The sequence below is a fragment of the Lacticaseibacillus rhamnosus genome (assembly GCF_900636965.1).
Classification (GTDB): Bacteria; Bacillota; Bacilli; order Lactobacillales; family Lactobacillaceae; genus Lacticaseibacillus; species Lacticaseibacillus rhamnosus.
The window spans coordinates 1,098,029-1,113,285 of the sequence record NZ_LR134331.1 but is presented as its reverse complement, the minus strand read 5'-3'; the positions used below and the strand labels follow the sequence as shown (position 1 = coordinate 1,113,285).

At 47.4% G+C, this 15,257-nt stretch carries 14 protein-coding genes and 1 tRNA gene; 4 read left to right on the top strand and 11 right to left on the bottom strand.

Annotated features, from left to right (window positions below; translation table 11 throughout):
• Window positions 1-36: 36 nt before the first annotated feature.
• The gene (locus tag EL173_RS05820) at window positions 37-1,110 is read right to left on the bottom strand and encodes a phosphomevalonate kinase (RefSeq protein WP_014571260.1); all 1,074 of its coding nucleotides are present in this window, start codon (window positions 1,108-1,110) and stop codon (window positions 37-39) included.
• A gap of 336 nt (window positions 1,111-1,446) precedes the next feature.
• Here EL173_RS05820 and EL173_RS05815 point away from each other — a divergent pair, with 336 nt between their 5' ends.
• Window positions 1,447-1,656: a DUF1659 domain-containing protein gene (locus tag EL173_RS05815; protein WP_005685794.1), complete on the top strand. Its 210-nt coding sequence runs from the start codon at window positions 1,447-1,449 to the stop codon at window positions 1,654-1,656.
• A gap of 15 nt (window positions 1,657-1,671) precedes the next feature.
• Entirely contained in the window at window positions 1,672-1,905 is a 234-nt protein-coding gene (locus tag EL173_RS05810) for a DUF2922 domain-containing protein (protein WP_005688886.1), read from the top strand.
• 376 nt (window positions 1,906-2,281) lie between these two features.
• Here EL173_RS05810 and EL173_RS05800 read toward each other — a convergent pair whose 3' ends face one another.
• Window positions 2,282-3,328 (bottom strand): glycosyltransferase family 2 protein, encoded by a 1,047-nt coding sequence (locus tag EL173_RS05800; protein WP_005688884.1) that lies wholly within the window; start codon window positions 3,326-3,328, stop codon window positions 2,282-2,284.
• Window positions 3,329-3,509: 181 nt separating this feature from the next.
• A complete protein-coding gene (map, locus tag EL173_RS05795) occupies window positions 3,510-4,334 on the bottom strand; it encodes a type I methionyl aminopeptidase (RefSeq protein WP_005685788.1) in 825 nt (274 codons plus the stop codon).
• 853 nt (window positions 4,335-5,187) lie between these two features.
• On the opposite strand from map, the gene EL173_RS05790 reads away from it, so the two are divergent.
• Complete coding sequence (locus tag EL173_RS05790) at window positions 5,188-5,649, top strand: flavodoxin (protein ID WP_005685786.1); 462 nt, start codon at window positions 5,188-5,190, stop codon at window positions 5,647-5,649.
• Window positions 5,650-5,722: 73 nt separating this feature from the next.
• Here the strand turns inward: EL173_RS05790 and EL173_RS05785 are convergent, their stop codons facing one another.
• From EL173_RS05785 to EL173_RS05760, 3 genes are all read right to left on the bottom strand, one after another.
• Window positions 5,723-6,727 (bottom strand): YihY/virulence factor BrkB family protein, encoded by a 1,005-nt coding sequence (locus tag EL173_RS05785; RefSeq protein ID WP_019728360.1) that lies wholly within the window; start codon window positions 6,725-6,727, stop codon window positions 5,723-5,725.
• Between the two features lie 155 nt (window positions 6,728-6,882).
• Complete coding sequence (locus EL173_RS05780) at window positions 6,883-8,259, bottom strand: DUF2252 domain-containing protein (RefSeq protein ID WP_014571259.1); 1,377 nt, start codon at window positions 8,257-8,259, stop codon at window positions 6,883-6,885.
• Window positions 8,260-8,917: 658 nt separating this feature from the next.
• Window positions 8,918-9,526 (bottom strand): TetR/AcrR family transcriptional regulator, encoded by a 609-nt coding sequence (locus EL173_RS05760; protein ID WP_005685782.1) that lies wholly within the window; start codon window positions 9,524-9,526, stop codon window positions 8,918-8,920.
• A 274-nt stretch (window positions 9,527-9,800) separates the two neighbouring features.
• Here EL173_RS05760 and EL173_RS05755 point away from each other — a divergent pair, with 274 nt between their 5' ends.
• The gene (locus EL173_RS05755; RefSeq protein WP_014571256.1) at window positions 9,801-11,036 is read left to right on the top strand and encodes an aminopeptidase; all 1,236 of its coding nucleotides are present in this window, start codon (window positions 9,801-9,803) and stop codon (window positions 11,034-11,036) included.
• Window positions 11,037-11,274: 238 nt separating this feature from the next.
• Here the strand turns inward: EL173_RS05755 and recQ are convergent, their stop codons facing one another.
• The 5 genes from recQ to EL173_RS05720 form a co-directional block, all read right to left on the bottom strand.
• Entirely contained in the window at window positions 11,275-13,056 is a 1,782-nt protein-coding gene (recQ, locus tag EL173_RS05750) for a DNA helicase RecQ (protein ID WP_005688870.1), read from the bottom strand.
• 116 nt (window positions 13,057-13,172) lie between these two features.
• Window positions 13,173-13,895 carry a hypothetical protein gene (locus EL173_RS05745; protein ID WP_005688868.1) on the bottom strand — a complete coding sequence of 241 codons (723 nt, stop codon included), beginning with the start codon at window positions 13,893-13,895 and terminating at the stop codon, window positions 13,173-13,175.
• 84 nt (window positions 13,896-13,979) lie between these two features.
• Window positions 13,980-14,053: transfer RNA gene (locus EL173_RS05740), tRNA-Arg, on the bottom strand.
• Window positions 14,054-14,149: 96 nt separating this feature from the next.
• Window positions 14,150-14,572 carry a DUF3284 domain-containing protein gene (locus EL173_RS05735; protein WP_015764411.1) on the bottom strand — a complete coding sequence of 141 codons (423 nt, stop codon included), beginning with the start codon at window positions 14,570-14,572 and terminating at the stop codon, window positions 14,150-14,152.
• A gap of 327 nt (window positions 14,573-14,899) precedes the next feature.
• Window positions 14,900-15,229 carry a PTS lactose/cellobiose transporter subunit IIA gene (locus tag EL173_RS05720; protein ID WP_005685773.1) on the bottom strand — a complete coding sequence of 110 codons (330 nt, stop codon included), beginning with the start codon at window positions 15,227-15,229 and terminating at the stop codon, window positions 14,900-14,902.
• Between the last annotated feature and the right edge of the window lie 28 nt (window positions 15,230-15,257).

Below are 15,257 nucleotides of genomic sequence, written 5' to 3'. Positions count from 1 at the left end.
CCGGAATCTGCTTACCAAATCATAGCTGAGATGTCGTTAATCGTTGATTTCGTGTACTTTGAATTTCAATGGCTCAATGTGGTGCTTACGCCAAGCTGCCAGCAACGGCTGAATCGCCTGATGGGAATCAATTAAAACAATCCCACAGTCGCCGCCGCCTGCTCCGGAAGACTTGGCAGCCCCGCCTGCTTGCTCTGCTAACGTTACCAGTTGTCGCAATGCTGGCGTCTGAATCGCCACCCCCGAGAAGTGTGCCAATTCATCCAACAATTCGCGATTGCGCCGAATGCCAGCCTGAATGTGGCTAAGCGAATGCTCCCGGAACCCATTGATCAATTTCTCCAGCGTCTCACGACTAGCAGTTAAGAAGTCATGGTAAAGCTGTGGTTTTTTGGCTTTAGCTAACGTAATTTTATCGACTAATTGGGAGGTTGAAGCCGGCGATCCCGTCCAGCCAATCAGAAGTTGCATATCAGCCGGTGCCGTTAAGAGTTCAATCGACAACTCCGGCCATTCAGCATTGATCAGTGCCGACAGCGACATTTGGTTTCTAGCTGCCGCCAACCATGCTTTGTCAAACGAACGATAAGCAATCCAACCGCCATAAACTGACGCAGCAATGTCACCTAAAGAGCCATTACCCTGAACATCAAGATGGGCAATGGCCGCCAGTTTATAGATTTGATCCTTGGACATCTTCAAGTCATAGAACTTGGCAAGTGCTTTGATCGTTGCCACGGTGACTGCGGCTGAGCTACCCAACCCATACTTTTTCCCGTCTTTAGCATCCAGTTGTGAATCAATATACAACTTATACAGCGCCAACGGTTTGTTAAGTTCACGCGCATATTGTTCCGTTAATTTAATTGCCGAGAGAATGTAGTGGAACGGATTATCTCGGTTATCAAAGACCATTTCATCGCCTTGACGTTGCCAATACAACGAATTTTCCTGATACTGTTCAGACACGATACTGCCGAAATGTTTCGTTGCTTCAACGGTTACAGTGACGAATTGATCTAACGCCACGATGATCGCAGGGAAACCAGTTTCGACCACCGCGTATTCACCGGCAACATAAAGTTTACCTGGCGCCTGCGCTGTTATCACACAATCAGAACCCTTCAAATTTTCATTAATCAAGGACCCCAGAAGGAATCCGACTGTAAGTATAGCTGACTGTACATAACAAAATTGTAAGTCAGCAAAAACCTTACTCTTTCTAAAGAAATACCTTAATTATTTTAGCAGACATTCGATATTCTGCAATGGTTACAAATTTATAAGTTAAGGGTTGTCATATTCACTAACTCACCGATTTATATCAGTGTAGGACGCAAAAACTTCCTACACTGATCGGGATTTTGGACCAAAATATCCAGTAATAACTGTCTGGAATGCAGGCCACATTCGGACAACACAAATTCTAACTGAGGAGGAAACATCATGAGTCGCAATGTTAACAAGCAAACCATCGTGTACACCCTAACTGATCCGGAAAACGAGGCATTTAAGCAGGTACGCCGGATGAACAATGTCGCTGCCGATGCGAAGGACGAGCAACTGGTCGCGATCGGGCAAGCCTTTGCCAAGCTTTATCCAAACGCTGCTTTGACGAGCATTGTCTTGCAGCAAAACGCAGAAGTCACAGCCTAAACGGAGGGATAATCAATGAAAACACTGATTTTTAATTTCAAATCCGAAGCTGGTAAATCCACAAGTATTCGGATCAGCAAGTACGAAGGTGATATCACGGCTGAGCAGGCGCAGACCTTCGCCGATGCGGTTGCAAAAGCCCAAGCGTTCAAGAAAGAAGGCATCGGCCTGTATGCAACTCCGGTTGGCGCCAAGGTGACTGAAACTCAAAGCACCGAAATCTTCACCACGGAGAAAAAGCCAGCTTAACTGCCTGCACCAACACCCCACCCCAACATGCCGCGGCATGTTCGATCTCGATACGAAGCCATTTGCCAAAAAGTTGGCAAATGGCTTTTTTACTGAGCGCGAGCCGGCGCGGGTAGGGGCCGGAGTGTAAGTGGCCTTGGGCGTGATGGCCGGGTTTTGGCCATTGCGACCAAGGTCCTTACACGCAGATCCCTGCGCCGGGGAGCGCGTTATGGTGAGCGTGAGCCGGCGCGCTTAGAAGTCGGAGTGTAAGTGGCCTCAGACGTGATGGCCGCACTTTGGCCATTGCGGCTGAGGTCCTTACACGCAGACTTCTGCGCCGGGGAGCGCGTTATGAAAGTACAACTCAACTCACCCTTGAATCCCTCCCTACACGCTAAGACTCCTTTTTAACATTCTCATCTTCGCTATTTGCCAACTTGTTCAGGTCATCAAATGTTGGCAATCCCAGCAGATGCGACCAAGCACGCAGTTTATCCAGTAAACTGGCTTTATCGGACTTATCTGTGGCCAAATCATCCGCATCCCCAGCCGAGATAATCCCCTGAAACTCGCGAGCATATTGCGCCAAAACCATCCCTAACTGTTGGACATACCCCCAGTTAGCTACAAGCTGCCGCGGCGACATTTTCGATAAAACGAACAGGCTTAAGGCAGCATACCGGCGAACTGCCAGTGAAGTTAACTCCGGCTTTTCCCGAGCCAACGTTAAGAAAACGGCACCCAATTGATGAATGGCTTCCAAATCACGCTTCTGAAACTTGGCGTGGACGCTACTGGTCGCATTGAAGCGATAGTAGTAAAGTGGTTCATCAATAAAGTTGATCTGGTCTATTCGTGGCAACAGCTGCCCAATGAAGTAGGCGTCCTCAAGCAGATTGAAGTTCGCCACTGGTACCGGCTGGCTAAATAACTCAGCGCGAAACATTTTATTCCACAAATATCCGCGCAGGTCGCGATCCTCAAGCCAATAACGGTACTTGTCATCACCGGCAATCTTAAATGCCTTCTCGTGAAAAGAACGGGCTTTCAGCTTGGTGCCGCCGATATAGTTATAGTAATTGACCACAGACATATCGACGCGTGGAGCCCGCATCCCTTCTGCCATGGTTGCTAGCCACTGGGGATGAACCAGATCATCACTATCCATAAAGGTAATCAGTGATCCCTTGGCGTGTTGAATGCCAATTTGTCGAGCCCGTGCCTGTCCGCCGTTTTCCACGTGAATAACACGTATCCGTGGATTCTGACGTGCATAAGTCGCCAAAATAACCTTGCTAGTGTCCATTGACCCGTCATCCACACAAAGCACCTCAAAATTGGGATAGTCCTGAGCGAGCAAACTATCCAGTGCCTGAGTCAAATACTTTTCGGCATTATAAACCGGCATGATGACCGAAACCACTGCTTCATGACCTGCCATATCGTCCCTCTTTTCCTTCGTGTTTTAGTATAACGTAATTGCTCCATTGTTAAACGAAACCGGTTAACATTTTAAAAAAACAATAAAATAAAAGCAGGAAACAATGACTGCTTGCTTCCTGCTTGACGATTTGATGCTTCTGGCACCTCATAACACATAAAAATAGTAATGGTGGTCCCCGTTATTCCGGAAGCGTCTTCAGATCGTCTTCGGTTAACTGATATTTAGCATCAATCGGATCACCTTGCGAGGTCAGAATCTTAGGACCATTGTCGGTAATCACTAGAGTATGCTCATACTGTGCGCACTTACTTCCATCGGCGGTTACATAGTATTCCCATGTATCGCCGGGAACTTGTTTACCCTTAATCTTCCAAGTACCTTCCGTAATCATCGGCTCAATGGTGATCGTCATGCCGGCTTTTAAGCGTAAACCGTGACCGGGAACGCCATAATGCGGAACATTTGGGCTTTCATGCATCGTTGGTTGAATGCCATGCCCAACCAATTCACGCACGTCGCCATAGCCGTTATCATCTTCGGTATAAGTCTGAATCGCGGCACCAATATCACCAATACGATTGCCAACAACTGCTTCATCAATACCCAAGTAAAGCGACTTCTTGGTTACATCCATCAGCTTCTGATCAGCTTCAGAGACCTTCCCGACACCATATGTCCAGCAAGAGTCACTAAAATAACCATTCCAACTGATAACGGTGTCCACACTGACGACATCACCGTCTTTTAACTTCAAGCCCTTACGCGGTACCGCATGCGCAACCTCATCATTGATACTGACACAAGTAACATACTTATAACCTTCAAAACCGACCTGCTCAGCCTTGGCACCATGGGATTCAAAAAATTCCTTAGCAAACTTTTCAATTTCCCAACTCGAGATACCCGGCTTAATAATATCGCGCAAGCCAACATGCATCGCCGCCAGAATCGCTCCCGACTTAGCCATACCTTTTATTTCACGTGCTGATTTGATGGTGATCAAACTTCCAGCCTCCAATACGAATTTAACTCGCAATTAGTGTAGCATTAATTAGAAGAGAGCGCGACCCGGCGCATTTTCTAAACAACCAAATGCTGTTAGTATGCGAGTTGATCCCATCGGCAAATCAGTTAATGCCATTGACTATTTACCAGTTTCTAAGATATACTTTATCTGTCGAGGGAAAGGCCATCAGGATGCTCCCCGATGACCTCAACGTGATATCAGATGACGTTTTGGGTAAAGCTAGCCGTTTCGGTTAGCTTTTTTGAATGGATGCAAACCCGTCAATATCTTGACGCCTCACCAGCCCCTAAGGTATACTTTAGAAGTCGAAAAGAGGCCATCAGGATGTAGCCCCGATGACCTCAACGTGATATCAGATGACGTTTTTGGGTAAAGCTAGCCGTTTCGGTTAGCTTTTTTGATTATCGCGTATGCCTTAGCACCGCTAGTAAGCAATATGCTTATAGCGACGATAATCGTTGCCACGTCCAACGCGGCGATCCCCTTTCGTCTCCTGATTTTGGCATGGCTGTCACCTCCGTTTTATCAAAATGTCGAGAGGTGTGTGCCATCCAAATCACTGGGCTCAAAGAAAAAGATGATGAATCCCTTTTCAAAGCCGTAATGACAGTCTACAGATAATGAGAATTGACGTCAACAAAATACTTCCACGTAAATCAGGAGACGAAGGGGGGGACGGTCCAAAGCCTACCCCACCACACATAGCCAACTTCAGTGAATCTCCCCAAGCGGCTTTCCCGTATGCTATAATCAGGCGAATGAACAAGAATGACAGCCTCGCCGACTTGTAAGCTCCCGAGTGCTGTGTTTTAGGAGGAATACAAGAAAAATGGCAAGCGCACGGATTGTATATGCCAGTTTGACCGGTAATAATGAAGATATTGCCGGTATCATTGAAGAAGCTTTTGAAGACCTGAATGTGGACGTGACGACCACTGAAGTTTCCCAAGCACTCGCGAGTGATTTTGAAGATGTCGATATTTGTGTCACGGCAACTTACACGTACTCAGATGTCGGCGATGGCGAACTGCCGGACGAAGCGGTTGATTTCTATGAAGAATTGCAAGAGCTGGATCTAACTGGAAAAGTCTATGGTTGTTGCGGTAGCGGTGACCGCTTCTATGATGACTTTGCCACTTCGGTTGATGATTTTGACAAGGCCTTTGCCAAAACCGGCGCCACCAAAGGAGCAGAGAATGTTAAGATTGATCTTTCTCCTGAAGAAGATGACATCAAGCATCTTGAAGCTTTTACAAAACAGTTGGTTGATAAGTTCAACGCCATGCAATAGTAAGTAGGCAAAAGGCTCGCGCTGATTTCAGTGCGAGCCTTTTCGTATGCCTTAGATCATCTTATATTGGCGGTCACGGAGTTTCTTTTTCCGAATGTGCTGACTTCACTCGGCGTTTCAAAAAGTCGTGCACTTTACCCTTGCTGCTGTGCAACCGGCCGATGAAGTATTCTGCGGTTAACGCGTTAATCACAGCGCCCCAAAGCAAGACGAGCGCGGAGAAATTCAACCACAGCATGATCGCAATAAACGTACCGATCGTGCCATAAGAAAGATAACGCGTGCCAAAATAATGCATATATAACGAAAATGCCTGAGCAATTAAGAGCCAGCCAATAACGGTGAAGGCAGTTCCGGGTAACACCGTCCACATTTTGATTTTGACATTCGGTAAAAAATAATCCAAAAACATAATAATAATGAACAATGCGGTAACCGTGATGGGCCAGCGTAACGTATTAAAGGTTCGCAGCCAGCTGGTATCCAGTCGTAGCAACGGTATCAGCCATTCCAAAAATTGGCGGCCAAATGCAAAGGCAATTAAAATGGCGCCCATCACAATAATTAAGGTAAAAGTCATGAGCATTGATAATAATCGCTGAATAATGAAGTTTTGCGTTGCCTCCACACCGTAGACTTGATTAAAGCCCATTTTTAAGCCGGTTACACCTAGACTGGCTGCCCACAGCGTTGCAATTGCCCCGATTCCCAGCAATCCCCCGCTGCTTGAATCCAGTAAATTTGCGATGATGGGATCGAGCCATTCCATGACATTTGCCGGCACTGCCTGCGTTAAGTACGTGGCCAAACTGCTATACTTCAGTCCAAGGTACGGCAAAGCATTGGCAACAAATAAGATTAACGGAAAAAGCGACAGCAACGTATAGTAAGCCAATGTAGCAGCACTTTGCCCAATGTTGGAGTCGGAAATCCGATTAATGGCAAGCTTGATGAAAACCCAGAACTTGGTGCGCTTTGGTAGCTTCATGTCTGCTAAAGCCGTACGTCCTGAGCGAATGTCAGCTGCTTGCTTTGCCGACAATAATGACCGTTTCAACGGGTGCTTCTTCCGTCCCATACTTTACCTCCCTCCCAGCCTTGCTCGTTAATCGCAGACGATCATCCTCTTTAATTCTGCCAGAAGCAATCCGCAGAAAACAAGCTAAACTTATTTTTATGAATAAATTTTGCAAATGAATCCGGTAAATAAATACACCGGCTAATCAAGCACTTTTAGGCTAAAACACGTTGCTTGACTGCGCGCATAAACGCAGAATAATCGGCTTTCACCTGATTCAGATACCACTTGCTCCAAGTTTGCACCGCACTATCGAAATGTTTATCCAGATAACCGGTCACGACTGCTGCTTGCGGGGTTTGCGCATGCGCCATGGCCAAAAGATAAGCCGTAATTTGCGTATAGTACTTGAACTCGGGAAAACTAAGCTCATCAAGATCAACGGAGCCCTTCATGTCGCGAAATTGGCGGACATAGTAGCTCTTGTTGTCCACATTAAACCACCCCAGAAACGGATCGGACGCTTTTTGGAGGATCATTTGAGCCGCAATAATTCGCTGCCCCTGACTGACTTCTTGTTGCAAGGTCATGCGTTCCATATTGGGCAATAATTCCCGGCGTGGCGGTAACGCCTCTTTAACTTGTAGCACCAAATGACTACCGCCTAAACCACTCAGCAGGATCAAATAACAATTCGTCCCGAAACTGCCAATCCCGACACTGTGATGAATAATGTCGGTAATGCGATATTGGCTCAGTAAAACCAAAATGTCCGGACGCGTGGTTTTGCGATACTGGGTAAAGCCATCATAAATTGCCTGATAAGTTGTTTGATCAATGTGAACCGAACTCGGCGGATCATCTTTAAATCGCATGTGCCCCGCTTCATTAGTCTCGGTGTACTTTTTAATGACCGAATCGTTGTTGCGTTTGGTCGCCTTTTTAATGAATTTGGCCAACAACGGTGAATCTTCGGCTCCGGGGATGACCTGCACTAAACGTTCTACTTCAGTCGATTGATAGAACCGATCCAGCGCGCCCAGCTTGAATAGATCCCGTAATGTTTTCCGATAAATACTGGCATCGTTTTGGACTAAATCGTCGAGATCATCACTGTCAAACCCTTGCTGATCGCCAAGCAAATAAACGCTGGTCAGCAGGCGCTTGATGTCGAATTCAAAACTATTGATCTGAGCTTCATCAAAGTCATTGAGGTCAAACAGCAAATTGCGTTCCGGCGAGGCATAAAAGCCAAAATTCTGCAGATGGGCATCCCCGTCAATTAATAGATTAATACCTGATTTTTCGCCTTGCCGCAAATCATAAGCCATTAATTCGGCCGTGCCGCGGAAAAAAGCCGCCTGAGATGCACCCATTCGCTGATGGCGCATCGGCAGCAACGATTTGATAAGATTCTGCTCAACACTGTTAATAAACTGGACTGGATCACGGTCAATCTTGCTGACCGCCCCTAGATTTTCAATCGGAACCGCTTGCCGAATCTTTTTACCGGTTTCCTTGAGGTCGTCAATTGTGTACTTAGTGGCGACTCGTTCGCGTAATAAGTCTTTTAGATCTGATGAACTTCCCATAATAACCTCTTTCGAACGCCTTCTAACGCAGATCCTTCCATCGAGGAGCGCGTTATGTTGCATGTCAGCTATTTGTACCAGCATGGCACTTACTTATTAAATCAAAAGTAGCGCATTGGCCGCCAGTTTTCCAGTTTTATGTGCATTTGGCGATCAGGGGCTGAGGTGAGGTGGCTGTGGGTAAAGGGGTTGGAGGCGGTGGTTAATATGATATATTTGAGGAAAATCGCAGCAGGGACAGAGGTATTCTCTTTTGGGCAATTTGGGAGTTTTATTTTGCTTTCTATAACGCGTTCGCCAGCCCAGAAACCTGCGTGTAAGGACCTTAGCCGCAATGGCCAAAGACCGGCCATCACGGCTAAGGCCGCTTACGTTCTGGTTTACGCCCATAACGCGTTCGCAGTCGCAGCAATCTACGTGTAAGGACCTCGAACGCGATGGCCAGGCCCGGGCCATCACGCCCGAGGCCGCTTACGTTCTGGTTTACGCCCATAACGCGCTCACCGGCGCAGGGATCTGCGTGTAAGGACCTTGGTCGCAATGGCCAAGCCCGGGCCATCACGCCCAAGGCCACTTACACTCCGATCCCTAACCGCGCCGGTTCACGCTCAACAAAAAAACCGCTCCCCCCGCGGAACGGTTAGCCCCAATTAAACTTTTAATAGCCTTGGGCGACTTTTGCTTTTTCGAACCAAGAAATGCGCGGGTCATCTGAGAAGCGGCCGTTAACGATGAAATCTTGTGTGACCGCCGTTAAGATATCAACCATTTGATCGCGTGTAATGTCGATGAACCCTGGCGCCATGAGATTGGCAATCCCGGTTGCTACGATCCATACCCCGCAAATCGTATTGCGTAATTGTGCCTCACTTAAATTCTTAGCCGGTTCATACGCATCAAACACGCGCATAGCCGTACTCATAGCGTATTCACGCATTTCATCAACGCCAAAGTGATCTTCAACAAATACTGCTCGGTAAAGCGGCCGATTTTCAAGAGCAAAATAGATATACGCCAAACCTAAATCAACCACTGGATCATTGGTGTAGTGTTTTGCCATCTTTAAAGCCAGCAGTTCTTTAATACGATCCATCACGGCCTGTTTCAATTCCGCCATATTCTTGAATTCCAAATAAATCGGCTGCGTTGAACAGTTCATCTTCTTAGCGATATTACGCGCCGTGAAACTTTTAAAGCCCTGTTCCACAACGAGATCATATGCTGCATTTAAAATCTGATCATGTGTGATCGTTTTTTTTCGTGCCATATTGTTCCCCTTACTTTCTTTAAGTTATTTAAAACTAACTTGCACACAACTTAATTCTGACAAATAAAGTTAAATCTCCACTCCAAAAGACCAACTTCATGTCTTGGTGTTATTTTACCAGACATGAAGTCAGAAGGAAACAGAATTTACTAATAAATTTCAGTTTTTCTTAATTTATTTTGAAGATTTCTGCCACGGCACAGCAGCATTTTGCACTGAGAATTCGCCGCCCTATGGTAAACTATTGCCAATCACTTTGAGGAGGAGCGTTTTTATGACATTATCTAACTTTAAAGAAAGCCTTAAAAAATATGCCGAATTGGCAGTCGATATTGGGGTGGCCGTTAAACCCGGCGATACCGTTTACGTGCAAATTTCAGTGGATCAAGCACAGCTGGCACGCTTGATCGTTGCGGCTGCTTACCAACGCGGTGCCGCGGAAGTTCAGGTTCAGTGGTTCGATGATGTACTCAAGCGTTTAGATATGGCGCACATGGCAGACGAGCGCCTTTTCAACATCCCGGCGTTTGTCAAAGGTCAATTCGATTATTGGGTTGATCACCAAGCCAAGCGGATTACCGTGGTTTCATCAGATCCGGATAACTTGGCAGGAATTGATTCCAACCGCATTGCCAAGTATCAAGAAGCGTTCGCAAAAGCCTACAAACGACTCATGGAAGCAATCAGTTCCATGAGCATTAGCTGGACGATTATCGGTGCTGCAAGTCCGCGCTGGGCTCAAAAAGTTTTTCCTGATGCCGCCACCCCTGAAGAAGCAACTGAGCTACTCTGGGAGGCAATTTTCAAAACTACCCGAATCGATCAACCCGATCCGGAAGCTGCCTGGAAAGCCCACGATCAAAAGCTGCGGGAAAAAGCGGCTTGGTTAAACAACGAACAATTTGATCAGCTTCATTACATGGCTCCGGGAACGGATTTGGTAGTCGGTTTACCAAAGAACCACATTTGGGAAGGCGCCGGCGCTTTTAACCCGCGTGGTGAGGAATTTATGGCTAACATGCCAACCGAGGAAGTCTTCACTGCCCCTGATTTTCGGCGCATCGACGGGACCGTTGCTTCCACCAAACCGCTTAGTTATGGCGGCAACATCCTCGAAGATATGCACTTTACTTTCAAAGACGGGCAAGTCGTGGAAGCCCACGCCAAACAAGGTGATGACGTCTTACAAAACCTGCTGAAAACGCCGGGTGCTCGTTCATTAGGCGAAGTGTCGTTGGTTCCGGATCCTTCCCCCATCTCACAATCAGGACTTATTTTCTTCAATACGCTGTTTGACGAAAATGCTTCCGATCATATGGCACTCGGTCAAGCCTATCCGTTCTCAGTCAAAGACGGGGTTGCCATGACCAACGAACAACGCGCGGCGGTGGGATTAAACCAAAGTCCGACCCACGTTGACTTCATGATGGGCTCAGCCGCGATGAACATTGACGGCATCAAACCAGACGGAACCATCATCCCAATTTTCCGCAACGGCGACTGGGCCTAACTTCTCATCGCTACCGTTATTTTAGTAAAAAACCGAGCCGCGACTTTTTTGCACTCATTCTGCAAAAATCAACGGCTCGGTTTTTCTATGCGTTATTATTTGTGTGAGCGTGAGCCAGCCCGGTTAGAAACCGGAGTGTAAGTGGCCTCAGACGTGATGGCCGGGCTTTGGCCATTGCGGCAAAGGTCCTTACACGCCCCTGCGCCGGGGAACGCGTTATCGCAAGCGTGAGCCCTAATCACGCTTTCTCCGTTTGAATCGCCTGCAACACATCCAAGAAAATCTGCCCATACTTATCAAGTTTCGCCTGGCCAACTCCTTTAACCGCCAGCAACTCATCCAACGTTTTCGGCATCGCATTGCCAATCGCTTTTAACGTCTTATCGGAAAAAATCATATACGGCGGTAAATGCTGCTGCTCCGCCAGTTGCCGGCGAGTACTGCGCAGTTCTTGGAAGACTGTGTCATCAACTTCAAGCGTCTGAGTAACTTTTTGCGCGGTCTTTTGGAAAACAGTTGTCTGTCCGCGTAACACTTCAGCACCTTTTGCGGTTAAGCCAAGCGTTGGATACTGACCACCACGCGTTTCCAGAAAGCCACCGGCCGTCAGGAAATCAATGAAGGTCGTAATATCCCGCTGCCGGCGATTTTTCATCAGCCCATATGTTGACAACTGATCGAGATGAAACGACAAGACGCGTTGATTGTGCGCACCAGCCAAGACCTGGGCAACAACGCCTTTCCCGAATCGCTCGTGCAATCGAACAACACATGACAGAACCTTTTGCGCGTCAATGGTCACATCAACGGATTCACGATCATCTAGGCAGTTCGAACAACGTCCACACGGGGCAGTGCCAGTCTGACCAAAATAGTTCAAAATAAACTGCTGCAGACACTGATCGGTATTGGCATAGCGCTCCATGATTTTCAGTTTGTCATACTGCCGCCGTTGATGCGCCTCGTCACCTTCAGACTGTTCAATAAAAAACCGTTGCACCTGCAAGTCTTGCGGTCTAAATAACAAGATCGCCTCACTAGGCAACCCATCACGACCGGCGCGACCTGCTTCTTGATAATACGATTCCAAATCTTTGGGAATCTGGGCATGAATCACGAAGCGAACGTTACTTTTATCAATCCCCATCCCAAACGCGTTGGTAGCGACCATAATCGGCTTACGATCAAACAAAAAGTCTTCCTGATTAGCAGCACGTTGCTTTTCAGTCATGCCGGCGTGATATTTGGCTACCGGCAACTGCTTATGCTGCAAAAACGCATAAATCCGATCGACTTCTTTGCGCGTACTTGCATAAATAATGCCGGATTGATCAACATTGAGTTTTAGATAATCCAACAAGTACCGATCCTCATCCTGATCGCGCACCACTTTGAAACTCAGGTTGTCACGTTCAAACCCTGTGTTGATGACCCCATCGTCCGGGATCATCAAGCGTTGGCAAATATCTTGAGCAACCCGCGGTGTCGCCGTCGCAGTTAAGGCAATGACCGGCGGCTGCGAGGGTAATTGAGCCGCAACGTTAGCCAAGTTGAGATAACTCGGCCGAAAATCATGTCCCCACTGTGAAATACAGTGGGCTTCATCAATAGCAAAAAGCGAGATATTCATGTCACCGAGCTGCTGAAGGAACCAATCCGCATCAAACCGTTCCGGCGCCACATATAACAACTTAATGTTCCCACTGCGCGCCTGTTCCAGACGTGCAGTAATTTCACGATAATCCAACGTGCTATTAATAAACGCCGCCGGAATGGCATTGTCGTTTAACGCATCAACTTGATCTTTCATTAAAGCGATTAAAGGCGAAACGACCAGCGTCAAGCCCGGCAGAATCATCGCCGGCACCTGATAACACAAAGACTTGCCGCCACCGGTAGGCATCACGACCAGCGTGCTCTTACCGGTCATAATTCGCTCAATTGCCTGCTTTTGACCGGCTCGAAAGTGATCGTACCCAAATTTTTCTTTTAAAATCGTCGCTGGCTGCGGCAAAAGCATCTTTTTCCTCCTATAAAAACTTGACTGACTCAATCATAGATTATGCCATCGCAATTGAATTTCCCTTTTAAAAATTTCTGATTAGTATAACGCCAACTGCTACTTCATCACAGCAACTAAAACATACTGACCAGTAACCAGATGAGCAGACTAAAACTCAGCATCACTAAATTCAACAGTAACAAATTCAAATTTACCCACGCCCACCAAGCAAATCCTGCTGGCCAAAACGTCAGCAAACTATAAAAGATCACAATTGTTACCAGAAAAGCAATCGGCGCACTCTGCCACATATTTTGCAAATCCCGATGCGACAAAGCAACCCCTGGCGTTAAAACTAAGGTTAACACGAAAAAAATCAACAGCCAACGCCAGTTAATCTGCATCATTTCGCGCATCATAACCCATTTTTCACCGAGACTGGCCGTGGTCGCAAACACCTGCCACACTTGACTACCTGCCGAGAAAAAAGCCCACCGCCCTAGTACCAGCAAAATGAGGCTAATTCCCCAAACCGGAGCGCTGCTAGAAAGAAACAGTCCTAGCTGGGCAATCGGATTATGCCGTTGATATTGCAAACTAACATGAGCGGCACTGCCTTGTCGCGGATCAGCCCGCAACGAAAAATTCGTCACCTGCAAACCAAATAGCCGCGCAACAATTGCATGAAGTAATTCATGGACAAAAATTCCCGGCTTCATATACCAGATCTGCGTATTAGACCGACCAACGCGATTAACCAAGGCTTGAACTGTCGCCCCGTTGACCGTACTGATCAACACGATCCCGCCAATAAAAATCAGCCAACCCGGAACATAGATGGCCATAAACGCCTGCATGTAAGGCCCCTCCTTGTTTGCTATTGAAAGATGCCTATTTCAATTTAATAAAAAGCACAGCCAAATGACTGTGCTTTTTATGACTGTGCCCTATCGGAATCGAACCGATGACCTACTGCTTAGGAGGCAGTCGCTCTATCCTGCTGAGCTAAGGGCACCAGACAAAGTCAATTATGCCAAAAGCAGCAGCGCAATTCAAATAGATTTGTTGTCTCAGCAGCTGCAGCTCAACGATATCGTTCCTCTTAGCCTCATTAAGCCGTCATATAAGAACGCTCAATCGAGTCCAACATCCGGCCAACATTACGCCGCCGCTTATGGCCGACAAATAGCTCGGTGACCATCTGTTTAAGCTGCGCCGCCCAATTAACCGGCTGCACGGTTTCACTAACCTGCACACGACTTGCATCAGCACTAAGCGGCGTGATCAAATAACGAACCTTAAAGCGAGAAAAACGGGTCATCGTCAGCATCGCAAATTCACGATTGATAACATTTTGCGTAATCTTGACCTTTGCCCATTCACCATCAGGAAATTGTTTGCGATAGGTATAACCAGCAAGTTCATCAACTTCAACCTTACGATGACTCGCCGCCGCAATATCGGCCTGAACCGGTGCAACGATTTTACTATATAAAAATGCTGCCGGTGTCTGTAATGTTTTCTCGATTTTCATGGGGATTACCTCTTTTATAAAGTGAGCGTGAACCGGCGCGCTTAGAAGTCGGAGTGTAAGTGGCCTCAGACGTGATGGCCGCTCTTTGGCCATTGCGGCTGAGGTCCTTACACGCAGACTTCTGCGCCGGTGAACGCGTTATGGTGAGCGTGAGCCAGCCCGGTTAGAAACCGGAGCATAAGTGGCCTTGGGCGTGATGGCCCGGGTTTGGCCATTGCGACCAAGGTCCTTATGTGCAGGTTTCTGGGCTGGCGAACGCGTTATGAGCGTGAACCCGTGCCCCAACGCATTCGCCAGACAAACAACCTCTACCAACAAACCCTTGACCTACTTCTGTGCGTGCACTTGCTGGTAAAGATCAATAATATCATCCGCAAGCCGGCGAATCGTCATGGCACTGATTAGATGATCCTGACTGTGCACCATTAATAACGTTACGTCAACTTTTTGCCCTCGTGCCTCATACGTAAGCATTTGGGTCTGTGCTTGATGTGCCTGTTTCAACTTGGCATCCGCGTGCTTTAACAATTTGCGGCTGCGGTCGATCTGATCGGCTTTGGCTGCTTCAATCGCTGCCATTGTTGCCTGTTCCGCATCACCGGCTGCACTCATCAGTGTCATCATTGCAGCCATTTGTTCCGCCTTCATACTCGCCATGACTGCCCTCCATCCTTATCATACCGCT